Raw genomic sequence first — 25,833 nt, 5'->3', positions numbered from 1 at the left:
TCGGGATCATGCGCATTGTCATCGCTGGTGGACATGGACAGATCGCACTGCGGCTGGAGCAGTTGCTCACCGCGCGCGGAGACGAAGTGGCGGGCATCATCCGCAAGCCGGAACAGGCGGGCGACCTGCTGGCGTCGGGCACCGAACCCGTCGTCTGCGACCTCGAGTCGGCCTCGCTGGAGGACGTGGTCAAGCATCTGGAGAACGCGGACGCGGCCGTCTTCGCGGCCGGCGCGGGCCCCGGCAGTGGTGCCGCCCGTAAGGACACCGTCGACCACCGGTCCGCGGTGCTCTTCGCTGACGCGGCCGAACGGGCGGGGGCCCGGCGGTTCCTGATCGTCTCCTCGACGGGTGCGTCCCACGAGCCGCCACCGGACACCGACCCGGTCTTCGCCGCCTATCTGCGCGCCAAGGCCGCGGCGGACGACGACATCCGCGCCCGGGACGGCCTCGACTGGACCGTGCTGCGCCCGGGCCGGCTGACGAACGACCCGGGCACCGGCCGGGTGAAGCTGGCCGACCGCACGGGCCGGGCCGAGATCACCCGCGACGATGTGGCGGCGGTCCTGGCGGCCCTCCTGGACGAGCCCCGTACGGCGGGCCGCACGCTGGAGCTGATCAACGGCGACGCGTCGGTGGCGGACGCGGTGGCGGCGGTCGCCGCCGAGCGGGGCTGAGGCGCGGGAGCGGCCGGGGTGGCCGGTAGCCGGTGAGCCGGTTGCCGGCCCGACGGTTCAGAAGTCCACCCGGGCCGGGGCGTCGGCCCGGGCCACGGACTCCTGGGCGTACTGCCGCTCGTACGCCGTCCGGATCCGTTCGATCCGCGGGTCCTGCGTCGGGGCCTCGGACGTCGGGTAGAGCAGGATCACCTCGTACGAGCGCTCCCGCTCGATCGTCCCGTTCTGGTCCCGCCACTGCCCCCGGCCGTCGTGGATCGTCAGACCGGCGGGGAAGCGCGGGGTGATCTGCCGGTCCACGAAGGCCAGAAACTCCTTCTCGGTGACGGGCGGCCCGCCGTCGGGGCGCTCGGTGCCGAAGAAGAGCCGGGTCTCGACGTAGGGCTTGCCCCGGTCCACGGCGCCGCCTGAGGTCGCGGCGGCGGGCGGGTCGTCCAGCGCGGCGTACGCGGCGACGGGGGTGGCGGCGGCGAGGGCGAAGGCCGCCCCGAGGGCGGCTATACGGGCGCGCGGCTTCATGGTCCGCACGCGGGGCCGCACGGTCGGCACGATGGGCTCGATGGTCGGCATCGTCCGATGGTCCCGGCGCCCGGAACCCCGGGGAAGACCGCCTTACGGGGCGCATCCGTGCGAGACGCGCGAGGCGCGGGGGCCGGGCCAAGGGGTACGTGAACAAGAATCGCGCTCAGACCCGGCGCCACCGGGCCATCGCGAACGAGAAGACCCCGAAGAGCGCCAGCCCCAGCGCCACCGCCCTCAGCAGCCACGGCCCCGCCGCCGTCCCGGCGAAGGTCCGCAGCGTGTCGTCGATGCCCTTCGCCTTGTCCGGGTCGTAGCGCACGGCGGCCGAGAGCGCGAAGCCGCCCGCCACCGCGAACACGGCCCCGCGGGCCACCCCGCCGCAGACCCCCAGCGCCTCCACGGCCCGCCGCGTCCGCCGGGACATCGCGCCCAGCTTGAGGTACTTGCGGAAGCCGCGCCGCAGCGCCCGTACGGCGATCCACACCCCGGCCGCGGCCACCGCGGCCCCGGCGGCGGCCACCAGCCACCGGCCGTACGGCAGGTCGAGCGCGCGGGCCGTCACGTCCTGGGACTGCCGGTCGCTGGAGCCGCTGCCCTGCTCGCCGGTGGCGAAGGAGAGCACGGAGTACGCGACGACGCCGTAGAAGACCGCGCGGGCCGCCCCGGCCAGCCGCTTGCGTGCCGCGCCCCCGTCCGGCCCCGCGGCCCCGAAGACCGCCTCGGACAGCCGCCACAGCGCCATGCAGACCAGCCCGATGCCAACCGCCCAGACCAGCGCCGCGCCGAACGGCTGCTGAGCGAGGACCTGGAGGGCCCCGCCCCGGTCGGCCTGCTCGCCGCGGTCGCCCAGGGCTATGCGCAGCGCCAGGGCGCCGATGAGCAGATAGAGCACCCCCCGGGTGGCCAGCCCCCAGCGGGCCGCCGCCTCGATGGCCCGGTTGCCCGCCTCGCGTGGGGTACGTGTGCGCGTTGCCGAACCCAGTCCGCGTGCGATCGACGATGCGTTCACCGTTTCCTCCCGGTTGTCGCACATCGTGTGCCCTGGACGTAGGCGCGGAAACGGGACTTTCTCTTGTTGGTTGAAGCGATCCGCCCTACTCTGCCGCCAGAATCTGACGGCCCGTCAGATCGAATGGAGCACAGGATCACCACGAGAAGACCGGGGAGATGGCGAGATGACCGACGAGACGAACGGCACGACCGAGCTGCCTCGGGTCATCAGCGTCGATGACCATGTGATCGAGCCCGCGCACCTCTTCGAGACCTGGCTCCCGGCCAAGTACCGGGACCGCGGCCCCAAGCCGCTGACGGCCGGGATCGGCGAACTCGCCTACGTCGGCGGCAAGTACAAGTTCACCACCGACCCGGACGGCCAGCTCACCGACTGGTGGAGTTACGAGGGCGATCTCTTCCCCTACAAGCGGATCATCGCCGCCGTCGGCTTCTCCCGCGACGAGATGACCCTCGACGGCATCACCCGCGAGCAGATGCGCCGCGGCTGCTGGGACCCCAAGGACCGCCTCGCCGACATGGACCTCAACCATGTCGAGGCGTCACTGTGCTTCCCGACCTTCCCCCGCTTCTGCGGCCAGACCTTCGCCGAAGCGAACGACAAGGAGGTCGGGCTGGCCTGCGTCCGCGCGTACAACGACTGGATGGTCGAGGAGTGGTGCGGCGACAGCGGCGGCCGCCTCATCCCGCTCTGCCTGATCCCCCTGTGGGACGTCGACCTCGCCGTCCAGGAGATCCGCCGCAACGCTGCCCGCGGCGTGCGCGCGGTGACCTTCAGCGAGATCCCCACCTACCTCGGGCTCCCCAGCATCCACAGCGGCTACTGGGACCCCTTCTTCGCCGAGTGCGAGGCCACGGGGACGGTCGTGTGCATGCACATCGGCTCCTCGTCCCAGATGCCCGCCGCCTCCCCCGACGCGCCGCCGGCCGTCCAGGCGGCCTTGAGCTTCAACAACGCCATGGCCTCGATGATGGACTTCCTCTTCAGCGGCGTCCTGGTCTCCTTCCCGCGCCTCAAGCTGGCCTACGCGGAGGGCCAGATGGGCTGGATTCCCTACGCCCTGGAGCGCGCCGACGACGTCTGGGAGGAGCACCGCGCCTGGGGCGGCGTCCGCGATCTCATCCCCGAACCGCCGTCCACGTACTACTACCGGCAGATCTACTGCTGCTTCTTCCGCGACAAGCACGGGGTCGCCTCGCTGGACACGATCGGCGTGGACAACGCCACCTTCGAGACCGACTACCCCCACGTCGACTCCACCTGGCCGGACACCCGCCGCATCGCCGCCGAGCATGTCGCCGGGCTCTCCCCCGAGGTCACGTACAAGATCCTCCGCGGCAACGCGATCCGCATGCTGGAGCTGGACCTCGACGGGGCGCGGTAGGCGGGGCGGGCGGCCAGGCGGCTGATCGACCCGGCGGCTACTCCATGCGTGGCTGGTCGGAGCCGCAGTAACGGCACTTGCGCGCCGCCTCGGGGATGTCGTCGGCGAGGCATTCCGGGCAGGTCTTGACCGGGCCCGGCTCGCCGAAGACCTCCGCGCCCCGGCGGGCCTGGGTGTACTTGTACGGCATGACGATCAGGAAGTAGATGACGGCCATGAAGATGATGAAGTAGATCAGGGCGCCGATGAACGACCCGATGTTGATGTAGGTCGCGTTGTTCCCCTCCTGGCCGAGCTGCCAGCCGAGCCCGACCGCCTTGCCGCCCTGGAGCCGGGCGATGATCGGGTTGATCACGGAGTCGGTGAACGCCTTGATCAGCGTCGAGAACGCCAGCGCCGTGACCAGGCCGATGGCGATAACAATGACATCACCGCGCATGAGGAAGTTCTTGAAGCCCCTGAGCACGATCCGCCCTCTCTGTCCTGATACGGGGGAATCACCACCCTAGGGGCGGTCCCACGGCGCCCAGGGCGCGCCACGACGACGGCCGCCCGTACGGCGGCAGGGGACGCACTTAATCCACGCCATGAGATAAGTCGTCCGCGAGGCTTGACGCCCGGCGGCGCGCCTCGGATCATCACAGTCACCGAGCACCGTGAACACACCGGTGTCTCGCTGTTCAGCCGCACCGCTGCTCAGCCGCTCAGCCGCTCAGCCGCACCGCTGCTCCGCCGCTCCGTTGCCGTGAACACACCGGTGACCGGAGTTCCCCCCATTCCTTCCCTCCGGCCGTGACCACACCGGCCCGAGCCTGCCCGCACAGGAAAGGCACCGGTTCCATGAGATCCCTCAGATCCGTGAGTTCCCCCCGCACGACGCGCACCGCCCTGGTGAGCGCCCTGGCCGCGGTCGCCGTGACCGTCGGCCCATGGCTGACCTCCCCGGCCGACGCCACGACCGCCGAGGCCGGCTCGGCCAAAGCCGGCGAGACCGTCAACGTCTATCTGACCACCACCTCCGGCTCCGACGGCCGCACCGTCGTGAAGGGCCTGGAGCAGCAGGCGCCCACCCGGTTCGGCTCGGGCGGGGGTGGCAGCGTCACCGTCGACGAGTCCAGGACGTACCAGGAGTTCTCGGGCGCCGGGGCGTCGTTCACGGACACCGCCGCATGGCTGTTGGGCAGCAGCGGCGCGCTGAGCCAGAGCACCCGCGACGAGGTGATGCGCAAGCTCTTCTCGCCCACGGACGGCATCGGGGTGAGCTTTCTGCGCAACCCGCTCGGCGGCTCCGACCTGGCCCGCTTCGGCTACACCTTCGACGATGTGCCGGCCGGGCAGACCGACCCCGGCCTCACCAGGTTCTCCATCAACCACGACCTGGCCGACGTCCTGCCGCTGACCAAGCAGGCCAAGCAGCTCAACCCGGCCCTGAAGGTCATGGCCTCGCCCTGGACCGCCCCGGCCTGGATGAAGGACAACGACCAGCTCAACCAGGGCTGGCTGGAGGCGCAGTACTACGGCACGTACGCGAACTACTTCGTGAAGTACATCCAGGAGTACCAGAGCCGGGGTGTGCCGATCGACTATGTGACCGTCCAGAACGAGCCCACCTGCTGCCCCGGCTACCCCTCGATGCAGTGGAACGGCTCCGGGCTCAACTACTTCACCAAGAGTGAGCTGCTGCCCAAACTGGCGAACGCGGGCCTGAAGACCAAGGTGCTCGCCCTCGACTGGAACTGGGATCAGTGGGCGGGCTTCGGCGCGCCCGTCGTGGACGACGCCGCCATCCGCAACCACCCGAACTTCGGCGGCATCGCCTGGCACGGCTACGGCGGCGACGTCGGCCAGCAGACGACCGTCCACAACCAGTACCCGAACGTGGACGCCTTCGACACCGAGCACTCCGGCGGCACCTGGATCGCCAATCAGCAGCAGGAGGACATGCACAACCTGATCGACTACACCCGCAACTGGGGCAAGAGCTGGATCAAGTGGAGCCTCGCCGTCGACCAGAACAAGGGCCCGCACAACGGCGGCTGCGGCACCTGCACCGGCCTGGTCACCGTGCACAACGGCGACGGCCAGAGCGGGCGGGTCGACTACACCGTCGAGTACTACACGATGGGCCACCTCACGAAGTTCGTGAAGCCCGGAGCCCGCCGCATCGACTCCAGCGCCAGTTCCACGGTGCCGAACGTGGCCTGGAAGAACCCGGACGGCTCCAAGGCGCTGATCGCCTACAACGACACCGGCAGCCAGCAGACCCTGAAGGTCAACTGGGGCAGCCAGTCCTTCAGCTACCAGCTCCCCGCCCGGGCCTCCGCCACCTTCACCTGGACCGGCACCCAGTCCTAGGCCCGGCGCGAGGCCGCGCCCCGCTCCCCCCTGACACAGCAAACGGCCCCTGGCTGCGTTTCCGCAGTTCAGGGGCCGTTTTCCACTGTGGCGGCGCCAGGATTCGAACCTGGGTAGGCTAAGCCGACGGATTTACAGTCCGCTCCCATTGGCCACTCGGGCACACCGCCTGGGATGTGGCCAGGTGCCCCGCTCTCGCGGTGCTGCTCCCTGGCAACGACGTAAACAATACCTGATGCGCGGGGGTGCTTCGCCACCCGGTTGATCGCCTCTGGATCATGGCCGAGATCGCTAGGCTGGCTGGAGCGGTCCGCTGGGCCGTGCCACTGACGGATCTACGTACGAGGAGCCAACTCAAGATGGCCGACTCCAGTTTCGACATCGTCTCGAAGGTCGAGCGGCAGGAGGTCGACAACGCTCTGAACCAGGCGAGCCGCGAGATCTCCCAGCGCTACGACTTCAAAAACGTCGGCGCCTCGATCGAGTGGTCGGGCGAGCGGATCGAGATGCGAGCCAACTCCGAGGAGCGGGTCAAGGCGATCCTCGACGTCTTCCAGTCCAAGCTGGTCAAGCGCGGGATCTCGCTGAAGGCCCTGGACGCGGGCGAGCCGCAGGCGTCGGGCAAGGAGTACAAGATCTTCGCCTCGCTGCAGGAGGGGATCTCGCAGGAGAACGCGAAGAAGGTCGCCAAGATCATCCGCGATGAGGGGCCCAAGGGCGTCAAGGCGCAGGTGCAGGGCGAGGAGCTGCGGGTGACCTCCAAGAGCCGGGATGACCTGCAGGCCGTGATCGCCCTGCTCAAGGGCAAGGACCTGGACTTCGCGGTGCAGTTCGTGAACTACCGGTAGGCGGCACTCGGACCGGTGCGGCAGGGGCGGTGCGGCGTGGCCGTGCCGCCCCTGGCGTTGTCTGCGGGCAGGTCAGCGGTGGCCGAAGGGCTGGTCGGTGGGGACGATGTCGACGCCGAGGGGGGCCAGGGAGATCGGGATGAGCTTGAAGTTGGCCAGGCCCAGCGGGATGCCGATGATCGTGATGCAGAGGGCGATGCCGGTGAGCAGATGGCCGAGCGCCAGCCACCAGCCCGCGAGGATGAGCCACAGGACGTTGCCGACGCAGGAGGGGGCTCCGGCGCCGGGGCGGGGGACGGCGGTGCGGCCGAAGGGCCACAGGGCGAAGCCGGCGATGCGCCAGGAGGCGAACGCGAGGGGGATGCCGATGATCGTGAGGAAGAGGAGCACCCCGGCGAAGACGTAGAGGATCGCCATCCAGAGGCCGGCGAAGAGCAGCCAGATGAGGTTCAGGAGGGTTTTCACGGCTGGTGTCCTGCCATCTGCTCGAGTCGGGCGATGCGCTCCCGCATGGGCGGGTGGGTGGAGAAGAGCTTGGCCATGCCCTCACCGGCCCGGAACGGGTTGGCGATCATCAGGTGGCTGGCGGTCTCCAGGCGGGGCTCGGGCGGCAGCGGAAGCTGCTTCGTACCCGCTTCCAGTTTGCGCAGGGCGCTGGCGAGGGCCAAGGGGTCGCCGGTGAGCTGGGCTCCGGAGGCGTCGGCCTCGTATTCGCGGGAGCGGCTCACGGCGAGCTGGATGATGGAGGCGGCGAGCGGGCCGAGCAGCATGATCAGCAGCATGCCGACGAAACCGGGGCCCTCGTCGTCGTCGGACCGGCCCATGGGGATCAGCCAGGCGAAGTTCACCAGGAACATGACGACGCTGGCGAGCGCGCCCGCGATCGAGGAGATCAGGATGTCGCGGTTGTAGACATGGCTGAGCTCATGGCCGAGGACCCCGCGCAGCTCGCGCTCGTCCAGCAGCCGCAGAATGCCGTCGGTGCAGCAGACCGCCGCGTTACGCGGGTTGCGGCCGGTCGCGAAGGCGTTGGGGGCCTCGGTCGGGGAGATGTAGAGACGGGGCATCGGCTGGCGCGCGGCCGTGGAGAGCTCGCGCACCATGCGGTACAGGCCGGGTGCCTCGAACTCGCTGACGGGGCGGGCGCGCATCGCGCGCAGGGCCAGCTTGTCACTGTTCCAGTAGGCGTACGCGTTGGTCCCGAGTGCGACGACGACCGCGATGATCAGCCCGGTACGGCCGAAGAGACTGCCGATGAGGATGATGATCGCGGACAGACCACCGAGGAGTACGGCGGTCTTCAGCCCGTTGTGCCGGCGGTGCACTGTGTGCCCTCCCGTTGTGCCGCAGGGGAACGCTTTGCCTGGTGTCTCCACCTTCCAGTGGACCTTCCTGAAAAAGTCAACGCCAGGCGAAGGGCACCAGTTCCCTTGTGCACACGGGTGCGGGCGCGCGGCCGGTGTTGAGGCCGATGGCGGCCGTGAGGCGGACGCGGGCGCGCGGCGGCGGTTACAGCGTCGCGGGAGCGGTTACAGCGTCGCGGGAGCGGTACAGCGTCGCGGGAGCGGTTACAGCAGGCTCTCCGAGGCGAACCGCAGGACGAGCTGCGGGGCGCCGGAGAGGGCGATGCCGACGACCGCGGTGAGGCCGATGGCGGCCGTAAGGGGAACGGCGCGCGGGCGGACGGCGGCCGCCCCGGCCGCGGGTGCGGGCTCCGCCCCGGCGGCGGGCTCGGGGGCGCGGAAGAGCACCGCCGTCCACTGGAGGTAGTAGTAGAGCGCCACGACCACGTTGAGCGCCATCACCACCGCGAGCCAGCCCAGCCCCGCGTCCACGGCCGCCGAGAAGACGGTCACCTTCGCGAAGAGCCCGATGACGCCTGGGGGCAGCCCGGCGAGGCACAGCAGGAAGAAGGCCAGGGCCAGGGCGGCGGCCGGGCGGGCCGCGTACAGCCCGCGGTAGTCGGTGAGGCGGTTGGCCGGGCTCGTACGGGCCACCAGGGCGGCCACGGCGAAGGCGCCGAGGTTCACGGCCGCGTACATCAGGGCGTACGCGACGGTGGAGCCGATGGCGCGGGAGGCGTCCTTGCCGGAGTCGGCGTAGCCGGCCGCGGCGATCGGGACCAGCAGATAGCCCGCCTGGGCGACGGAGGACCAGGCGAGCAGGCGTACGGCGCTGAAGGCGCGCTCCGGGCGCTGGCGCAGCGCCGCGGCGTTCCCCGCGGTCATGGTGAGAGCGGCCAGGACGGCGACGGCCGGGCCCCACACATCGGCGTACGAGGGGAAGGCGAGGACGGTCACCAGGATGAGGCCGGAGAACCCGACCGCCTTACCGACGACGGACAGATACGCCGCGACGGGCACGGGGGCGCCGACGTAGGTGTCGGGCACCCAGAAGTGGAAGGGCACGGCGGCGGTCTTGAACGCGAAGCCCACCAGGGTGAGCACCACCCCCGCCTGGGCGAGCGTGTCGAGCCGCGGGTCGACGTGGGTGAGTGCGTCGGCGACCCGGGACAGATGGAGGCTGCCGGTGGCGGCGTAGACGAAGCTGACGCCGAGCAGCATCACGGCGGTCGCGGTGACCGAGGAGAGGAAGAACTTCAGCGCGGCCTCGGAGGACAGGCGGTCGCCGCGGCGCAGGCCCACGAGGGCGAAGGCCGGGAGCGAGGCGACTTCGAGGGCGATGACCAGGGTCGCCAGATCGCGGGAGGCGGGCAGCAGGGCCGCTCCGGCGGCCGAGGACAGCAGCAGGAACCAGAATTCGCCCGCGGGAAGTTTGAGGTCGTCGAGGGCGCTGAAGGACAGCAGCCCGGTGAGCAGCGCCCCGCCGAGCACGAGGAACTGGATGACGAGGGCGAAGGTGTCGGCCGTATAGCTGCAGGCGTGGTTGCCCGTGGTCAGGCAGAAGGTGGAGCGTTCGCCGTCCAGCAGCGGCAGCAGGGCGAGCGCGGCCAGGCCCAGTCCCGCTATCGCGCCCCAGCCCAGCAGATGCTTCCTGCGCTCGGGCAGGAAGAGGTCCGCGACGAGGACGGCGAGGCCGGCCAGGGCCGCGATGGTGGGCGGTGCGACGGCGAGCCAGTCGACGGACTGGACGAGGCTGGTGGCCAGGCTCGTGGCGTTCGCAGTCATCGGTTGCCTCCCGCGAGGAGCTGCTGCACGGCCGGGTCGGTGAGGCCGAGGAGGGCCGCGGGCCACAGTCCGGCGAGGACGGTGAGGGCCACCAGGGGGCTCCAGGCGGCGAATTCATGGCCGTGGACATCGGCGAGGGCGGGCCGCTCGGGCTCGGTCCCGGTGCGGGGCTCGATCGGATGGTCGCCCATGCAGACGCGCCGTACGACGATGAGCATGTAGGCGGCGGTGAGCAGGGTGCCGAGGCCGGCGAACGCCATATAGGTGAGATATGCCGGGCGGCTGAGCCCGTCGGCGGGGTCGAAGGCGCCGAACATGGCGAGCATCTCGCCCCAGAACCCGGCGAGTCCGGGCAGCCCCAGGGAGGCCACGGCGCCGAAGGCGAGCAGTCCGCCCAGGCGGGGCGCCCTGCCGTACAGGGCGGCGCCGCTGGTGCCCGCGAGCTGGTCGAGGTCGGTGGTGCCGGAGCGGTCCTTGAGGGCGCCGACGAGGAAGAAGAGCAGCCCGGTGATCAGGCCGTGGGCGATGTTGGCGAAGAGCGCGCCGTTCACCCCGGTGGGGGTGAGGGTCGCGATGCCCAGCAGCACGAAGCCCATATGGCCGACGGAGGAGTAGGCGATCAGGCGCTTGAGGTCGCCCCTGGCGCCGGTGCGGGCCAGGGCGAGGCAGGCGAGCGATCCGTAGATGATGCCGACCACGGCGAACGCGGCGAGGTAGGGCGCGTAGGTGTGGGCCGCCCCGGGGGTCATCGGCAGCACGATGCGGACCAGCCCGTAGGTGCCCATCTTGAGCAGCACGCCCGCCAGCAGCACCGAGCCGACGGTGGGGGCGGCGGTGTGGGCGTCGGGCAGCCAGCTGTGCAGCGGCCACATGGGCGCCTTGACGGCAAGTCCGACGATGATGGCGAGGGCCGCGATCAGCTGGGTGGTGTGGCTGAGCCCGGCGCCTTTGTCCGTGGCGAGTGCCACCATGTCGAAGGTGCCGCCCCCCAGCCCGACGAGGAGGAGGCCGAGCAGCATGACGACGGAGCCGAGCAGCGTGTAGAGGATGAACCGCCAGGCGGCGCGCTCCCGTTCGCCGCTGCCCCACCGGTTGATGAGGAAGTACATCGGGATGAGGACCATCTCGAACGCCAGGAAGAACAGCATCAGGTCCAGCACCGCGAAGCTGGCCAGGGTGCCGGACTCCAGGAGCAGCAGCAGCGCGACGAAGGCCTTGGGGGACGGCCCGGAGGGCCGGTTGAAGTAGGCGTAGAGCGCGCTGAGGAAGGTCAGCAGCGCGGTCAGCACGAGCAGCGGCAGCGAGACGCCATCCACGCCGAGGTGGATGCGGATGTCCAGCGCCGGGATCCAGCCGATGTCCGTCTGAGCCTGCATCCTGGCCGGGTGGTCGTGGTCGAAACCGGCGGCCAGGGCGATGGCGGCGGCGAGCACCACTCCGGTGACGGTCACGCCGTGGCGCAGTACGGCCTGGTCCGGCCCGCGGCCGCGCAGCCCGGGCGGGGCCGGGAGCAGGGCGGCGGCGCTGCCGAGCAGGGGGAGCACGACCAGGGCGGCGAGGAGGAGTTGCTGGACGGTGTGGTTCACGGGTCAGGCTCCCGCTGCGACGAGGACGGCGGCCACGGCCAGGACGAGGGAGCCCGCGAGCAGCGCGCCGAGGTAGGTCTGCACATTGCCGGTCTGGGCGCGGCGGACGGCCGCGCCGAGCAGGCGGGGCGCACCGCCCGCGCCGCGTACGTACGTCTCGACGACCTCGCGGTCGAGGAAGCGGACGAGCCGGGCGGCGGCCCGCACGGGCCGGACGAACAGAGCGCCGTAGACGGCGTCGAGGTGGAAGCCGACGGCCGCGTGGCGGTGCAGCGGGCCCAGGAGCAGCCGCCCGGGGTCGGCGGGGTCGCTGGCGCCCGCGATGGAGCCGTAGGCCGCCTCGTGGGTGGCGATGGCCTCGGCCTCGGAGACGGCGTCGGCGGCTTCGGGGTGGGCGGCCACCGCGCCGAGCGGGACGCGGGCGGCCCGGGCCGAGCGGTGCCGCCAGGCGCCGTACATGACGAGGACGCCGACCAGGGCCAGCCCGGTGCCGAGGACGGAGGTGGTGAGGGTCGGGGTGAGCGTTTCGCCGTCGAACCAGTCGGGCAGCGTGCCGTAGGCGAGGCCGAGGGCGGCCGTGGGGATGAACAGCACCCACAGGACGACGTTCATGGCCACCGGCTGCTTGCCGTGGTCGGGGACGGGCTCGCCCCGGCCGCGGAAGGCGAGCAGCCACAGCCGGGCCGCGTATCCGGCGGTGAGGAGCGCGGTAAGGAGCCCGGCGAGGAGGACGGTCCAGCCGACGCCCGTCGGGACGCCGGGGGTGTGGCCGGTCGCCGCGTGCTCGGCGGTGCCGAGGACGGCCTCCTTGGAGAAGAAGCCCGCGAAGGGCGGGATGGCGGCGAGCGCGAGCAGCGCGACCGTCATCGTCCAGAAGGCGTCGGGGATGCGCCGGGAGAGGCCGCTCATCCGGGACATGGCGGCGAGGGAGTTGCTGCCCGCGGCGTGGATCACCACGCCCGCGCCGAGGAAGAGCAGCGCCTTGAACGCGCCGTGGGTGATGAGGTGGAAGACGGCGGCGCCGCGGTCGTCGACGGCCAGCGCGCCCGTCATATAGCCGAGTTGGCCGACGGTCGAGTAGGCGAGGACGCGTTTGATGTCGTCCTGGGCGAGCGCGGCCAGTGCCGAGCCGACCATCGTCACGGCCGCCATGGCGGCCAGTACGGCGAGCGCGGCGGCGGAGGAGGCGAAGACGGGCAGCAGCCGGGCGACGACGAAGACACCGGCGGCGACCATGGTGGCCGCGTGGATCAGCGCGGAGACCGGGGTGGGGCCGGCCATCGCGTCCGGCAGCCAGGTGTGCAGCGGGAACTGCGCGGACTTGCCCGCGACCCCGGCCAGCAGCAGCAGCGCGATCAGGGTGGGGTGGTCCAGCGGCACCCCGGCGGTCTCGGAGGTCAGCCGGGTGTGGATCTCGCTGATGCGGAACGTGCCGGTGTCGCCCGCGAGCGCGAAGATGCCGATCAGGAACGGGACGTCGCCGAGCTTGGTGACCAGGAACGCCTTCAGGGACGCCGAGCGGGCGGCCGCGGTCTCCCAGTAGTGGCCCACCAGGAAGTACGAGCAGATGCCCATGATCTCCCAGCCGACGAGCAGCACGATCAGGTCGTCGGCGTAGACGACCAGGAGCATCGCGGCGGTGAAGAGGGAGACGAGCGCGGCGTAGGAGGGGTAGCGGGGGTCGTCCCGCAGATAGCCGGTCGAGTAGATCTGCACACAGCAGGCGACGACGGCGACGAGGACCGCGACCAGGGCGGCGAAGCCGTCGACCTGAAGGGCGAGGTCGATGGGGACCGAGCCGGTGTCGGCGAGCCGGGTCGCGGCGGTGAGCGGGGCCGTACCGCCGCCCGCTCCTCCGCCCTGCCGTACGGCGACGAGCACGGCGAGCCCGGCCGCGGCGAGAGTCGGCAGCACCGCGAGGGGGCGGACGAAGCCGGGGGCGCGGCGGCCCAGCAGAAGCCCGGCGGCGGCGCCGAGGAAGGGCAGGAGGGGGACGAGAACGGCGGCGGTCGTGGTCGTCACGCGGTCTGCCTCCGGGCGCGTCGTGCCTGGTCGGCGTCGTTGTCAGTGGGGGCTGCCATGCTGTCGTCCATCGGGTCCTGGCCGTCCGACGGGGGGTCGGCCAGGTCCCGGAGCTTGTCGACGTCGGCGGTGCCGCGGTTGCGGTGGACGAGGAGGACGATGGCGAGGCCGATGCCGATCTCGGCGGCGGCGATGGCGATGGTGAAGAGGGTCAGGGCCTGGCCCGCGTGCAGGGTGTCGCGGAGCCAGACGTCGAAGGCGACGAGGTTGAGGTTGACGGCGTTGAGCATCAGCTCGACCGACATCAGCACCAGGATCGCGTTGCGGCGGGCGAGGACGCCGTACAGGCCGGTGCAGAAGAGGAGGACGGCGAGCACGGCGGGGTAGGCGAGATGCATCAGCGCTTCTCCTTGCCGCTCAGGGCGTCCCGCGGTTCGGCGGTCCTACGGGACAGGACGATCGCGCCCACGAGCGCGGCGAGGAGCAGCACGGACAGCGCCTCGAACGGCAGCACCCAGTGGCGGAAGAGGCTATCGCCGGAGACGGCGGTGGAGCCCTGGACGCCCTTGTCGAGCTCGATCCAGGTGGTCCGGAAGGCGTCCACGACCACCCACACCAGGACGCCCGCGGCGGCCACGGCCACCGCGAGCGCGGCCGCGCGGTTGCCCGAATCGGCGTCCGGGGAGGGGCCGATGGGCGCCTTGGTGAGCATCAGCCCGAAGAGGAGGAGGACGACGACGGAGCCGACGTAGATCAGCACCTGCACCCAGGCGATGAACTCCGCCGTGAGCAGGAGGTACTCCACGGCGATGCCGCCGAGCGCCACCACCAGCCAGAGGGCGGCGTGCACCAGTTGCTTGGTGGTGACGGTGAGGACGGCCGCGCCGAGGGTCGCGACGCCCACCAGCAGGAAGGCGATCTCGACGCCGGTCGGCGACAGGAACCCGTGGCCGGTGGCGGCCAGGTGAACCGCGGGACTCACGTGGCGGCTCCGTTTCCGTCGGATCCGTCGGTGGCGTTGGTGCCGTTGGTGCCGTTGGTGCCGTCGCTCGCGTCGGAGGTGCGCTCCGCCTCGGCGGCGGCCGCTGCCTCCGCGGCGGCGAGCTTGTCGGCGGCCTTACGGGCGGCGCCGATCTCCTTGGGCTCCTCCGCGCGCGGGTCCAGCGCGGGCGGCGCGGGCACCGTCCACATCCACTCGCGGAGCTTGTCCCGCTCATGGGTGAGATCGCGGATGTCCTCCTCCGCGTACTCGAACTCCGGCGACCAGAAGAGCGCGTCGAAAGGACACACCTCGATGCAGATACCGCAGTACATGCACAGGGCGAAGTCGATCGCGAACCGGTCCAGCACATTGCGGCTGCGCTCGCGCCCGCCCGGGGCGGCCGGGGGAACGGTCTCCTTGTGCGAGTCGATATAGATGCACCAGTCCGGGCATTCGCGGGCGCACAGCATGCAGACCGTGCAGTTCTCCTCGAACAGCCCGATCACCCCGCGGGTGCGGGGCGGCAGCTCGGGCTGCGCGTCCGGATACTGCGCGGTGTGCGACTTCCGGGTCATCGTGCGGAGGGTGACGGCCAGGCCCTTGGCCAGGCCGGATCCGGGGATGCCCATCAGGAGATCACCACCTTGACGACGCCGGTGAGGGCGATCTGGGCCAGTGAGAGCGGAATGAGGCAGGTCCAGGCGAACCGCTGAAGCTGGTCCTCGCGCAGCCGCGGATAGCTGACCCGCAGCCAGATCACGACGAAGGCGAGGACGGCCGTCTTCAGCAGCGTCCACAGCCAGCCAAGGCCGTCGGAGAACGGACCGTGCCAGCCACCGAGGAACAGGACGGTGGTCAGCCCGCACAGGATGACGATGCCCGCGTACTCGGCGAGCAGGAAGAGCGCGAACCGCAGCCCGGTGTACTCGGTGTACGCACCGAAGATGATCTCGGAGTCGGCGACCGGCGCGTCGAACGGCGGGCGCTGCAGCTCGGCGAGACCGGCGGTGAAGAACACCACCCCGCCGACGATCTGCCACGGCACCCACCACCACTCGAACGCCGCGAGGATGCCGGGCAGCGAGACCGTGCCCGCCGCCATCGCCACGGAGGCGGCGGTGAGCAGCATCGGCAGCTCGTACGCCATGAGCTGGGCGGCCGTGCGCAGGCCCCCGAGGAGGGAGAACTTGTTCGCCGAGGCCCAGCCCGCCATCAGCGAACCCAGCACCCCGACGCCCATCACGGCGAGCACGAAGAAGATGCCCGCGTCCACGACCTGGCCGACGGCGCCCTCGGCGGGGCCGACCGGGATCGCGACGAGGACGAGGAGATACGGCAGCAGGGCGACGGCGGGCGCGAGCTGGAAGATCCGCCGGTCGGCGCCGGTGGGTACGACGTCTTCCTTCTGCGCGAACTTCACCCCGTCCGCGACCAGCTGGGCCCACCCGTGGAACCCGCCCGCGTACATCGGCCCGAGGCGGCCCTGCATATGGGCCATGACCTTGTGCTCGGTCTGCCCCACGAGCAGGGGCAGTACGAGAAAGGCGAGCAGGAGGGCGAGCAGTCGCAGCGCGACGTCGAGGACGTCGTTCACGCGGTGCCTCCTGGCTGGTCGTCGGAGTTGGTGTCGGGGGCGTCAGGGGTGTCGGGCGTCTCGGAGGCGGAACCGGGTTTCTCGCCGCCGCGTCCGTCTCCGTCCGCCTCGGCCTCCGGTGCTTTCGGCGCCTCCGGCTCGCGCGGGGACTCGGCATCCTCGTCCCGCGCGGGGCGCGCATGATGCCAGGGGGCATCGGACGAGCGGGTTCGCGGCGCGGGGCGGCGGGGGTGCGCCGGGGACACGGATGCGGGCGACTCGGCCCCGGCGGCGTCATCGACCGCGGGGGCGTCATCAGCCGCGGGGGCTTCGGGCGCCAGTGGCTCGGCGGCGGCCGAGGGCTCATCGGCCGTGGCCCGCCGACTGGCGGCGGCGTCCGGGGCCGAGGCTTCCGCCGTCGGCTCCGCACCCGCCGAACGCTGGCTCGCGGACCCCTCGGCGGCGGTACGCGAGCGCCGCGCCGGACGCTCACCCGGACTCGGGGCCTCCGCACCCGCCGGACGCTCGGCCGCCGGAGTCTGGGCCTCCGCCGTCGGCTCCGCACCGGCCGGGCGCTGGCTCGCGGAGCCGGCCGTCGCGGTGCGGGTGCGGCGGGCGGGGCGGTCGCCCGCGGCGGCGCCTGCCGTGCGGGCGCCGCGGGCCGGACGGGCCGGGGCAGGGGGTAGCTGGCCCTTGAGAGGGCCCCACTCGTTGGGGTCGGGGACGCCCGGCGGCAGCATCTGCCGGCGCTTGGGGCCGTGGCCGGTGCCCGACTCCCCCGGCTCCTTCGCGCCCGGCCACGCCTTCACGACCCGGGCCGCCAGCACGAAGTCCTTGCGCAGCGGATGCCCCTCGAAGCCGTCGGGGAGCAGCAGCGGCGCGAGACCGGGGTGGCCGGTGAAGCCGATGCCGAACATCTCGTGGGTCTCGCGCTCATGCCAGGCCGCCCCGGCATAGACGCCGGTCGCGGTCGGCAGCGCGGCCGCATCGTGCGGCACGGTGGTGCGTACCAGCAGACCGCGTACCGCGCGCCCCGCCGCACCCGCGCCTCCGCCCCCACCGAGGGCGACGACGTACGCGGCCACCCGGAAGCCGGTGCCCGGCTCGTCGACCGCGCTCAGCCAGTCGAAGTAGGTGCAGCCGAGGGTGTCGCGGGCCGTCTCCAGCGACGCGATCCAGGAGTCGGCGGGGACGTCGACGGTGAGCAGGTCGTACGCCTCCTCCGCCGTGGCGCCCTCGCCGAACAGCTCGATGGCGGAACGCGGCAGCCAGCCCACGGGCGGCGCGGCCACCGCAGCGGGCTCCGCCTCCGCGGGCTCCGCCACCTCCGCGAGCTCGACCTCCGCGGTCTCCGCCGCCCCGGTCCGCTCCGGCGTCTCGTTGGGCTCGTTCGGCTCGTTCGGCTCGGTCATGTCGTGTCTTCCCGCCCCGGAGGCGTGACCAGCCCGCTGCGCAGCGCGGCCGCGGACGGGCGGCCCGCCGCCGTGGACGCGGCGCCTCCGCGCCCCTGCCCGGAATCGGCATAGCGCTCGCCCAGCGACTCGCGCGCGATCTTCTCCTGGAGCTTGAGGATGCCCTGCAGCAGCGCCTCGGGCCGGGGCGGACAGCCGGGGACGTAGACGTCGACGGGGATGATCTGGTCGACGCCCTTCGTCACGGCGTACGAGTCCCAGTAGGGCCCGCCGCAGTTCGAGCAGGCCCCGAAGGAGATCACGTACTTCGGCTCCGGCATCTGCTCGTACAGCCGCTTGACCGCGGGCGCCATCTTGTCCGTGACCGTGCCGGAGACGACCATCAGGTCGGCCTGGCGCGGCCCCGGCGCGAAGGGGATCACGCCGAGCCGGATGAAGTCGTGGCGGGCCATCGACGCGGCGATGAATTCGATCGCGCAGCAGGCGAGCCCGAAGTTGAAGACCCACAGGCTGTAGCGGCGGCCCCAGTTCAGGACGACCTTCATCGGCTCGGGAGCCAGCCGGGCCAGCGTGCCGAGACGGCGCGGCTCCGGCAGGTCCACCGGAGCGGAGGCGGGGACCGGCGCGGCGGCCGGTGTCGGTGTCGGCGTGGGGTTCGGTGTCACGTCCACTCCAGGACGCCCTTCTTCCATGCGTACAGCAGACCTACGGCGAGGAACCCGAGGAAGATGAACATCTCCACCAGCGTGGCGGCCCCGAAGCCGGGTGCCGCGAAGACCGTCGCCCACGGGAACAAGAAGATCGAGTCCACCGCGAAAATCACATACAGAAAAGCGTAGACGTAGTAACGGACCTGGGTGTGGGCCCAGCCCTCGCCCACGGGGTCCACTCCGCACTCGTAGGTCAGCAGCTTCTCGGGCGTCGGCACCACGGGCCGCAGCAGTCGCCCGGCCCCGAAGGCCACGGCGACGAAGATCACGCCGATCGCCGCCAGCAGTCCGACCACCGTATAGCCCTGGAAGTAGCCGTCCGCGAGCTGGACGCCGGCGCCACTCGTGGTGTGTACGGTCGTCGCCTCCGGCACGTCCGCCCCTCGCTCCCTGGTCTCGTGGTCCCTGCCCGCTCCTCGTCGACCTCGCGTGTTCGACGATCCGTACGGACGGGAAGTCTAGGCCCTGCCGCCGCCCGCCCGGGCGGCCCGTCCGCCATGCGGTAGGGCTAGCCCCATGGCGGTCCCCCGCCGGGCCGGGCAGTCTTGCTGCCATGACCTCCAGTTCCCCCGTCCACGGCCCCGACGGCGGCGGCAGCCGTGGCCGCGGCGACGAGCGGCTGCCGCGGCCGCCCGCGTTCGCCTTTCCCGCGCAGACCTGGAAGGAGATCGCCTATCTCCTGGCCAATCTGCCGGTGGGCATCGTCTGCTTCGTCCTCACCCTGGTCTGGCTGGCCGTGGGCCTGGGACTGTCCGTCACGGTGGTGGGGCTGCCGCTGCTGGCCCTGGGGCTCCGCTTCAGCCGGCTCCTCGGCCGGTTCGAGCGGAACCGCGCCAGGGCGCTGCTCTCGGTGCACGTCGATGAGCCCAGCCCCCTGCCGTACCGGCCGGGCAGTGGCTTCCTCAGCCGGCTGTGGACGAGTCTGCGGGACCCGGTGGGCTGGCGCGCCACGCTGTACGCCCTGATCCGGCTGCCGTGGGCGGTGGTCACCTTCGCGCTCACCCTGACCTCGCTGTTCGTCGCCTGGCCGGTGCTGCCGTGGATCGCCCGGGGGCTGACGCATGCGGATCGGGCGATGGTGCGCGGGCTGCTGTTCCCCTCCGATGAGCTGGAGCGGCGGATCGCCGAGCTGGAGTCGGACCGGGGCACGGTGGTCGACACCGCCGCCGCGGACCTGCGCCGGATCGAGCGGGACCTCCACGACGGCGCCCAGGCCCGGCTGGTCGCCCTCGCCATGGGGCTCGGTCTGGCGAAGGAGAAGCTGGAGGAGGACCCGGAAGCCGCCGCCAAGATGGTCGACGAGGCCCACGGCGAGGTGAAGCTCGCCCTCCAGGAACTGCGCGACCTCGCCCGCGGCATCCATCCCGCGATCCTCACCGACCGCGGCCTGGGCCCCGCCCTCTCCGCGCTCTCGGCCCGCTGCACCGTCCCCGTCACGGTGACGGTCGAGCTGCCCGAACGCCCGGCGCCCGCGATCGAGGGAATCGCCTACTTCACCGTCTCCGAACTGCTCCAGAACATCAGCAAGCACAGCGGCGCCCGCACCGCCGAGGTCGACCTGTGGCGCACCGAGGACCGGCTGCTGATCCAGGTACGGGACGACGGGCACGGCGGGGCGACCACCGACGGGGGCACGGGGCTCGCGGGGCTGACGGAGCGGCTGGGCTCGGTCGACGGGCTGTTCGCGGTGGACTCGCCGCCCGGTGGGCCGACCTCCGTGACCGCCGAGCTGCCCTGGCGCCACCGGACGGGGTCGGCGGCGGGCACGGCGGTGGCGCATTCCCGGTAAGGCGCCTGACGCCGGAGTGCGGAACCGGCCCCCCGGAGGGCAGAGCCGGCCCCCCAGAGAGCGCAGAGCCAGTCCCCCGGCAAGGCGTCTGCACACCCCCGGAAGGTAGGGCTAACCCCCCGGTGAAGAGGCCGATCCGCCCGATGGTCGGGCCGACCTCGCTCCGGGACTCTGGGTGTACGCAGCGAACGCGACCCACCCCGCTGACCCACCCCGGATCGCGTGACCCGACAGGCCCCCAGGCCCCCGGAGGACGGACGAGACAATGGCCACCGCATATCGACCCTACGAGCCGGGGACCGAGCCCCGTGGCCATCTGGTGCCCGCGGCGCTGAAGGCGCCGTTCCAGGCCCGGGTCTGGCGTGAGTTCCTCTATCTCGTGATCAGCCTGCCGATGGCCGTCCTCACCTTCGTCTACACGATCACGATGCTCGCGCTCGGCGCCGGGCTGCTGATCACCTTCCTCGGCGTCCCGGTGCTCGGCGCCGCCCTCGCGGGCTGCCGGGCGCTCGGCGTCGTCGAGCGGGCCCGCGCCCGTGCGCTGCTGCGGCTGGAGGTGGCCGAGCCCGAGCCCGTCCTCGGCCGCAAGGGCGGCCGCGGGGGCAAGCGCGGGCCGGTCGCCTGGGTGGGCGCGCTGCTCAGGAGCGGCACCTCCTGGCGTCATGTGATCTACGCGCTGATCCATCTGCCGTGGGCGCTCTTCTCCTTCACCTTCGCGATCGCCTTCACCAGCTACGGCTGGGGCTTCGCGACCTACCCGCTGTGGCGCTGGGTCTTCCCCCGGTATGTGGACGAGCCGGGCCTGCAGATCTTCGGGGACGACCACGGGCGCGCGTTCTATCTGGACACCCCGTTCGAGATCGCCGCGACCTGTGTCGTGGGTGTGCTGGTCCTGCTGCTGACCCCGTGGGTGATGCGGGCGCTGACCTCGGTCGACCGGATCATGGTGGCCGGGCTGCTCGGTCCGTCCCGGCTGGCGAGCCGGGTCTGGGAGCTGGAGTCGGACCGGGGCACGGTGGTCGACACCGCCGCCGCGGACCTGCGCCGGATCGAGCGCGATCTCCACGACGGCGCCCAGGCCCGGCTGGTCGCCCTCGCCATGGATCTGGGCCTGGCGAAGGAGAAGCTGGACGAGGACCCGGAAGCCGCCGCCAAGATGGTCGACGAGGCCCACGGCGAGGTGAAGCTCGCCCTCCAGGAACTGCGCGACCTCGCCCGCGGCATCCACCCCGCGATCCTCACCGACCGCGGCCTGGGCCCCGCCCTCTCCGCCCTCTCGGCCCGCTGCACCGTCCCCGTCACGGTGACGGTCGAGCTGCCCGAACGCCCGGCGCCCGCGATCGAGGGAATCGCCTACTTCACCGTCTCCGAACTGCTCCAGAACATCAGCAAGCACAGCGGCGCCCGCACCGCCGAGGTGGATGTCTGGCGCACCGATGACCGGGTGCTGCTGCAGATCACGGACGACGGGCGGGGCGGGGCCGGCACCTCCGCCGGTTCGGGTCTGGCGGGACTGGCCGAGCGGATCGACGCGGTGGACGGGGTCCTCGTCGTCGACTCCCCGCCGGGCGGCCCGACCACCGTGACCGCCGAGCTCCCCTGGCGCTGAGGGCGCGCACGACCGCACCGGCCGACGCTGAGGGCGCACGACCGCACCGGCCGACGCTGAGGGCGCACGACCCCACCTGTCGTACACGTCCGGTTCTGCGCGACGCGGGCGGCCCAACCCTGGGATGCTGGTCCCCACGGAACAAGTGAAACGGGGGCCGAGTGAAACGGGGGCCGAGCATCGTGCCGGACAGAGTACGGGTGGTCATCGCCGAGGATTCGGTACTGCTCCGGGAGGGGCTGACCCGGCTGCTGACCGACCGGGGCCATGAGGTGGTCGCGGGCGTCGGGGACGCGGAAGCGCTGATCAAATCGGTGCGGGAGCTGGCCGACGAGGGCGTGCTGCCGGATGTGGTGGTGGCCGACGTACGGATGCCGCCCACGCACACCGACGAGGGGGTCCGGGCGGCCATCCGGCTCCGCCGTGACCATCCGGGCCTGGGGGTGCTGGTTCTGTCGCAGTACGTGGAGGAGCAGTACGCCACGGAGCTGCTGGCCGGGAACAGCCGGGGCATCGGCTATCTGCTCAAGGACCGGGTGGCCGAGGTGCGCGAGTTCGTGGACGCGGTGGTGCGGGTCGCCGAGGGCGGTACGGCGCTCGACCCCGAGGTGGTCGCCCAGCTACTGGGCCGCAGCCGCAAGCAGGATGTACTGGCCGGGCTCACCCCCAGGGAGCGGGAGGTCCTGGGGCTGATGGCCGAGGGGCGGACCAATTCGGCCATCGCCCGGCAGCTCGTGGTGAGCGATGGCGCGGTCGAGAAGCACGTGAGCAACATCTTCTTGAAGCTGGGCCTGTCGCCGAGTGACGGGGATCACCGTCGGGTGCTCGCCGTCCTCACGTATCTCAATTCCTGAAAGCAGACTTTCGCGGGCCAAAGCGGGGCCAAAGGCTGAACGGGGGATCACCGGAAATGGCAGCACGGGGGATGGGACAGACCATGCCAAACCATGACATATATGGTTCTTCTTTGGGCGTCCACCATGTGATCCGGCCAAGGAAGGCCACCCTTACCGACGTACGATGGTCATGGGACAACAACCGGTCGGCACCGACTGTCCAGGAGCGCCGCCTCAAGGGAGGTCCGAAGCAGTGACCAGCCAGGTCAGCAGCCCGGCCGAGCAGGCCGAACCAGCCGATCAGCAGGGCGGGCAGACGCCCGCCGGGGGGCAGCGAACAGCAGAGGGCGGTAAAGAGGTCCGCCGCCTGGACCGGGTGATCATCCGGTTCGCGGGTGACTCGGGTGACGGTATGCAGCTCACGGGTGACCGGTTCACCTCGGAGACGGCGTCATTCGGAAACGACCTGTCGACCCTGCCGAACTTCCCGGCGGAGATCCGTGCCCCCGCAGGCACCCTGCCCGGAGTGTCGAGCTTCCAGCTCCACTTCGCCGATCACGACATCCTCACACCGGGTGACGCGCCGAACGTACTGGTGGCGATGAACCCGGCCGCACTGAAGGCCAACCTCCCCGATGTGCCGCGCGGGGCGGAAATCATCGTCAACACCGACGAGTTCACCAAGCGCCCCATGGCCAAGGTCGGCTATGACCAAAGCCCCCTGGAGGACGGCTCGCTGGACGGCTATCACGTCCACCCGGTGCCGCTCACCACGCTGACCATCGAGGCGCTGAAGGAATTCGGCCTGTCCCGCAAGGAGGCCGAGCGCAGCAAGAACATGTTCGCGCTCGGGCTGCTGTCGTGGATGTACCACCGGCCGACCGAGGGCACCGAGAAGTTCCTGCGGCAGAAGTTCGCGAAGAAGCCGCAGATCGCCGAGGCGAACGTGGCGGCCTTCCGGGCGGGCTGGAACTTCGGCGAGACCACCGAGGACTTCGCGGTCTCCTACGAGGTCGCCCCGGCCACCCGGGCCTTCCCCACCGGCACCTACCGGAACATCTCCGGAAACCTGGCGCTGTCGTACGGACTGATCGCGGCCTCCCGCCAGGCAGATCTGCCGCTGTTCCTGGGGTCGTATCCGATCACCCCGGCCTCGGACATCCTGCATGAGCTGTCCAAGCACAAGAACTTCGGTGTGCGCACCTTCCAGGCCGAGGACGAGATCGCCGGGATCGGCGCCGCGCTGGGCGCGGCCTTCGGCGGCTCCCTCGCCGTGACCACCACCTCCGGCCCGGGCGTGGCGCTCAAGTCGGAGACCATCGGGCTCGCGGTGTCGCTGGAGCTGCCGCTACTGGTGATCGACATCCAGCGCGGCGGCCCCTCCACCGGGCTGCCCACCAAGACCGAGCAGGCCGATCTGCTGCAGGCCATGTACGGGCGCAACGGCGAGGCCCCGGTGCCGATCGTGGCCCCGAAGACCCCGGCCGACTGCTTCGACGCCGCGCTCGACGCCGCCCGGATCGCCCTGACCTACCGCACTCCGGTCTTCCTGCTGTCGGACGGCTATCTGGCCAACGGCTCGGAGCCCTGGCGGGTGCCGGACGTCGACGAGCTGCCCGACCTCCGCGTCCAGTTCGCGACCGGGACCAACCATGTGCTGGCCGACGGCACCGAGGTCTTCTGGCCGTACAAGCGCGACCCGCAGACCCTGGCCCGCCCCTGGGCCGTGCCGGGAACGCCCGGTCTGGAGCACCGGATCGGCGGCATCGAGAAGCAGGACGGCTCGGGGAACATCTCCTACGACCCGGCCAACCACGAGCACATGGTCCGCATCCGCCAGGCCAAGGTGGACGGCATCACCGTGCCGGACATCGAGGTGGACGACCCGACCGGCGACGCCCGCACCCTGGTCCTGGGGTGGGGGTCGACGTACGGCCCGATCACCGCCGCGGTGCGCCGCGTCCGCACCGCGGGCGACCGGATCGCCCAGGCCCATCTGCGCCATCTCAACCCCTTCCCCGCCAACCTCGGCAAGGTGCTGGAGGGTTACGAGAAGGTGGTGGTACCGGAGATGAACCTGGGTCAGCTGGCGACGCTGCTGCGCGCCCGCTATCTGGTCGACGCCCGCTCCTTCACCCAGGTCCGCGGGCTGCCCTTCAAGGCCGAACAGCTCGCCACCGCCCTCAAGGAGGCCATCGATGACTGACACCCTCGCCGAGGGCGCGGCATCGGCTCGAAGCGCGCTCTCCCTGGTGCCCAAGAGCGACACCAAGCAGACGATGAAGGACTTCAAGTCCGACCAGGAGGTCCGCTGGTGCCCCGGCTGCGGTGACTACGCGATCCTCGCCGCCGTCCAGGGCTTCATGCCCGAACTGGGCCTGGCGAAGGAGAACATCGTCTTCGTCTCCGGCATCGGCTGCTCCTCGCGCTTCCCGTACTACATGAACACCTACGGGATGCACTCCATCCACGGCCGTGCCCCGGCCATCGCCACCGGTCTGGCCGCCTCGCGGCAGGATCTGTCGGTGTGGGTGGTCACCGGTGACGGCGACGCGCTGTCGATCGGCGGCAACCACCTGATCCACGCACTGCGCCGCAATGTGAACCTGAAGATCCTGCTCTTCAACAACCGCATCTACGGCCTGACCAAGGGTCAGTACAGCCCCACCTCCGAGGTCGGCAAGATCACCAAGTCGACCCCGATGGGCTCCCTGGACGCGCCGTTCAACCCGCTGTCGCTCGCGCTCGGCGCCGAGGCGGGCTTCGTGGCCCGCACCGTCGACTCCGACCGCAAGCACCTCACCGAGGTGCTGCGGCAGGCGGCGGCCCATCCGGGCACCGCGCTGGTGGAGATCTACCAGAACTGCAACATCTTCAACGACGGCGCCTTCGAGGCACTGAAGGACAAGGAGCAGGCCCAGGAGGCCGTGATCCGGCTGGAGCACGGGCAGCCGATCCGCTTCGGCGTCGACCAGGCCAAGGGCGTCATCCGCAATCAGAGCACCGGCGACCTCGAAGTGGTCACCGTCACCCCTTCGATCGAGCACCAGGTGCTGGTGCACGACGCCCACGCCACCTCGCCCACCACGGCGTTCGCGCTGACCCGGCTCGCCGACGCCGACACGCTCCACCACACCCCCATCGGGGTGCTGCGCGATGTGGACCGCCCGGTCTACGACACCCAGATGTCCCACCAGCTCGACAACGCCGTGGAGCTGAAGGGCAAGGGCGACCTCGGCGCGCTGCTCGCGGGCGGCGACACCTGGACCGTCGTGGGCTGACCCCCACGGGCCCCGCCCCGCCGACGGGCACCTTCGTACCGTCGGCGGGCACATTCGTACATACGGGCACAGGCGGGTGCCCGGCCGGAGCGTCTGACCACGCCCCG

The 25,833-nt window shown here is 71.4% G+C and carries 24 protein-coding genes and 1 tRNA gene; 9 read left to right on the top strand and 16 right to left on the bottom strand.

Features of this window, described 5'->3' with window-relative positions:
• Positions 1-8: 8 nt before the first annotated feature.
• Positions 9-677, top strand: coding sequence for an NAD(P)H-binding protein (locus tag BLV72_RS19760; protein ID WP_093463832.1), 669 nt, complete (start codon positions 9-11; stop codon positions 675-677).
• Between the two features lie 57 nt (positions 678-734).
• Here BLV72_RS19760 and BLV72_RS19755 read toward each other — a convergent pair whose 3' ends face one another.
• Both BLV72_RS19755 and BLV72_RS19750 read right to left on the bottom strand, forming a co-directional pair.
• Positions 735-1,247 carry a DUF3574 domain-containing protein gene (locus tag BLV72_RS19755; protein WP_244320860.1) on the bottom strand — a complete coding sequence of 171 codons (513 nt, stop codon included), beginning with the start codon at positions 1,245-1,247 and terminating at the stop codon, positions 735-737.
• Positions 1,248-1,362: 115 nt separating this feature from the next.
• Positions 1,363-2,232 (bottom strand): DUF1206 domain-containing protein, encoded by an 870-nt coding sequence (locus tag BLV72_RS19750; RefSeq protein ID WP_093463830.1) that lies wholly within the window; start codon positions 2,230-2,232, stop codon positions 1,363-1,365.
• Between the two features lie 142 nt (positions 2,233-2,374).
• Here BLV72_RS19750 and BLV72_RS19745 point away from each other — a divergent pair, with 142 nt between their 5' ends.
• Positions 2,375-3,595: an amidohydrolase family protein gene (locus tag BLV72_RS19745; RefSeq protein WP_093463829.1), complete on the top strand. Its 1,221-nt coding sequence runs from the start codon at positions 2,375-2,377 to the stop codon at positions 3,593-3,595.
• Positions 3,596-3,632: 37 nt separating this feature from the next.
• Here the strand turns inward: BLV72_RS19745 and BLV72_RS19740 are convergent, their stop codons facing one another.
• Complete coding sequence (locus BLV72_RS19740; RefSeq protein ID WP_093463827.1) at positions 3,633-4,061, bottom strand: MscL family protein; 429 nt, start codon at positions 4,059-4,061, stop codon at positions 3,633-3,635.
• 374 nt (positions 4,062-4,435) lie between these two features.
• On the opposite strand from BLV72_RS19740, the gene BLV72_RS19735 reads away from it, so the two are divergent.
• Positions 4,436-5,950 (top strand): glycoside hydrolase family 30 protein, encoded by a 1,515-nt coding sequence (locus tag BLV72_RS19735; protein WP_093463825.1) that lies wholly within the window; start codon positions 4,436-4,438, stop codon positions 5,948-5,950.
• Positions 5,951-6,038: 88 nt separating this feature from the next.
• Here BLV72_RS19735 and BLV72_RS19730 read toward each other — a convergent pair.
• Positions 6,039-6,120: transfer RNA gene (locus BLV72_RS19730), tRNA-Tyr, on the bottom strand.
• A gap of 189 nt (positions 6,121-6,309) precedes the next feature.
• Between BLV72_RS19730 and BLV72_RS19725 the strand changes: the two genes are divergently transcribed.
• The gene (locus BLV72_RS19725) at positions 6,310-6,798 is read left to right on the top strand and encodes a YajQ family cyclic di-GMP-binding protein (RefSeq protein ID WP_059148998.1); all 489 of its coding nucleotides are present in this window, start codon (positions 6,310-6,312) and stop codon (positions 6,796-6,798) included.
• A 72-nt stretch (positions 6,799-6,870) separates the two neighbouring features.
• Here BLV72_RS19725 and BLV72_RS19720 read toward each other — a convergent pair whose 3' ends face one another.
• The 12 genes from BLV72_RS19720 to BLV72_RS19665 form a co-directional block, all read right to left on the bottom strand.
• The gene (locus BLV72_RS19720; RefSeq protein ID WP_093463824.1) at positions 6,871-7,263 is read right to left on the bottom strand and encodes a YccF domain-containing protein; all 393 of its coding nucleotides are present in this window, start codon (positions 7,261-7,263) and stop codon (positions 6,871-6,873) included.
• Positions 7,260-8,123, bottom strand: coding sequence for a zinc metalloprotease HtpX (htpX, locus tag BLV72_RS19715; RefSeq protein ID WP_078642888.1), 864 nt, complete (start codon positions 8,121-8,123; stop codon positions 7,260-7,262). The genes BLV72_RS19720 and htpX overlap by 4 nt, the downstream gene beginning before the upstream one ends.
• A gap of 243 nt (positions 8,124-8,366) precedes the next feature.
• On the bottom strand, positions 8,367-9,926 hold the full coding sequence (locus BLV72_RS19710) for an NADH-quinone oxidoreductase subunit N (RefSeq protein ID WP_093463822.1): 1,560 nt from the start codon (positions 9,924-9,926) through the stop codon (positions 8,367-8,369).
• The gene (locus BLV72_RS19705) at positions 9,923-11,512 is read right to left on the bottom strand and encodes a complex I subunit 4 family protein (RefSeq protein ID WP_093463821.1); all 1,590 of its coding nucleotides are present in this window, start codon (positions 11,510-11,512) and stop codon (positions 9,923-9,925) included. Before BLV72_RS19705 ends, BLV72_RS19710 begins: the two co-directional genes overlap by 4 nt.
• Before the next feature lie 3 nt (positions 11,513-11,515).
• Positions 11,516-13,534 (bottom strand): NADH-quinone oxidoreductase subunit 5 family protein, encoded by a 2,019-nt coding sequence (locus BLV72_RS19700; protein ID WP_093463819.1) that lies wholly within the window; start codon positions 13,532-13,534, stop codon positions 11,516-11,518.
• Positions 13,531-13,932 (bottom strand): NADH-quinone oxidoreductase subunit NuoK, encoded by a 402-nt coding sequence (gene nuoK, locus BLV72_RS19695; protein WP_059149004.1) that lies wholly within the window; start codon positions 13,930-13,932, stop codon positions 13,531-13,533. The genes BLV72_RS19700 and nuoK overlap by 4 nt, the downstream gene beginning before the upstream one ends.
• Positions 13,932-14,516 carry an NADH-quinone oxidoreductase subunit J family protein gene (locus BLV72_RS19690; RefSeq protein ID WP_093463818.1) on the bottom strand — a complete coding sequence of 195 codons (585 nt, stop codon included), beginning with the start codon at positions 14,514-14,516 and terminating at the stop codon, positions 13,932-13,934. The genes nuoK and BLV72_RS19690 overlap by 1 nt, the downstream gene beginning before the upstream one ends.
• Positions 14,513-15,145, bottom strand: a complete 633-nt coding sequence (locus tag BLV72_RS19685) for a NuoI/complex I 23 kDa subunit family protein (protein ID WP_093463817.1) — start codon at positions 15,143-15,145, stop codon at positions 14,513-14,515. The genes BLV72_RS19690 and BLV72_RS19685 overlap by 4 nt, the downstream gene beginning before the upstream one ends.
• The gene (locus BLV72_RS19680) at positions 15,145-16,110 is read right to left on the bottom strand and encodes a complex I subunit 1/NuoH family protein (RefSeq protein ID WP_093463815.1); all 966 of its coding nucleotides are present in this window, start codon (positions 16,108-16,110) and stop codon (positions 15,145-15,147) included. Before BLV72_RS19680 ends, BLV72_RS19685 begins: the two co-directional genes overlap by 1 nt.
• Entirely contained in the window at positions 16,107-17,501 is a 1,395-nt protein-coding gene (locus BLV72_RS19675; RefSeq protein ID WP_093463814.1) for an NADH-quinone oxidoreductase subunit C, read from the bottom strand. The genes BLV72_RS19680 and BLV72_RS19675 overlap by 4 nt, the downstream gene beginning before the upstream one ends.
• Positions 17,498-18,172 (bottom strand): NADH-quinone oxidoreductase subunit B, encoded by a 675-nt coding sequence (locus BLV72_RS19670; RefSeq protein WP_244320859.1) that lies wholly within the window; start codon positions 18,170-18,172, stop codon positions 17,498-17,500. Before BLV72_RS19670 ends, BLV72_RS19675 begins: the two co-directional genes overlap by 4 nt.
• Positions 18,163-18,585: an NADH-quinone oxidoreductase subunit A gene (locus tag BLV72_RS19665; protein WP_093463811.1), complete on the bottom strand. Its 423-nt coding sequence runs from the start codon at positions 18,583-18,585 to the stop codon at positions 18,163-18,165. The genes BLV72_RS19670 and BLV72_RS19665 overlap by 10 nt, the downstream gene beginning before the upstream one ends.
• A 179-nt stretch (positions 18,586-18,764) precedes the next feature.
• Here BLV72_RS19665 and BLV72_RS19660 point away from each other — a divergent pair, with 179 nt between their 5' ends.
• From BLV72_RS19660 to BLV72_RS19640, 5 genes are all read left to right on the top strand, one after another.
• Positions 18,765-20,000, top strand: a complete 1,236-nt coding sequence (locus tag BLV72_RS19660; RefSeq protein WP_093463809.1) for a sensor histidine kinase — start codon at positions 18,765-18,767, stop codon at positions 19,998-20,000.
• Between the two features lie 265 nt (positions 20,001-20,265).
• Positions 20,266-21,609, top strand: a complete 1,344-nt coding sequence (locus BLV72_RS19655) for a sensor histidine kinase (RefSeq protein WP_093463808.1) — start codon at positions 20,266-20,268, stop codon at positions 21,607-21,609.
• Between the two features lie 182 nt (positions 21,610-21,791).
• A complete protein-coding gene (locus tag BLV72_RS19650) occupies positions 21,792-22,463 on the top strand; it encodes a response regulator transcription factor (RefSeq protein ID WP_014054096.1) in 672 nt (223 codons plus the stop codon).
• A 235-nt stretch (positions 22,464-22,698) separates the two neighbouring features.
• Positions 22,699-24,651, top strand: coding sequence for a 2-oxoacid:acceptor oxidoreductase subunit alpha (locus tag BLV72_RS19645; protein WP_093463806.1), 1,953 nt, complete (start codon positions 22,699-22,701; stop codon positions 24,649-24,651).
• The gene (locus tag BLV72_RS19640) at positions 24,644-25,726 is read left to right on the top strand and encodes a 2-oxoacid:ferredoxin oxidoreductase subunit beta (RefSeq protein ID WP_093463805.1); all 1,083 of its coding nucleotides are present in this window, start codon (positions 24,644-24,646) and stop codon (positions 25,724-25,726) included. Before BLV72_RS19645 ends, BLV72_RS19640 begins: the two co-directional genes overlap by 8 nt.
• The last annotated feature ends 107 nt before the right edge of the window (positions 25,727-25,833 follow it).

Origin of the sequence: Streptomyces melanosporofaciens, assembly GCF_900105695.1 — a bacterium.
GTDB lineage: Bacteria > Actinomycetota > Actinomycetes > Streptomycetales > Streptomycetaceae > Streptomyces > Streptomyces antimycoticus.
Note: the sequence above shows the minus strand (reverse complement) of the source record. Positions and strands in the feature narration are given on the sequence as shown.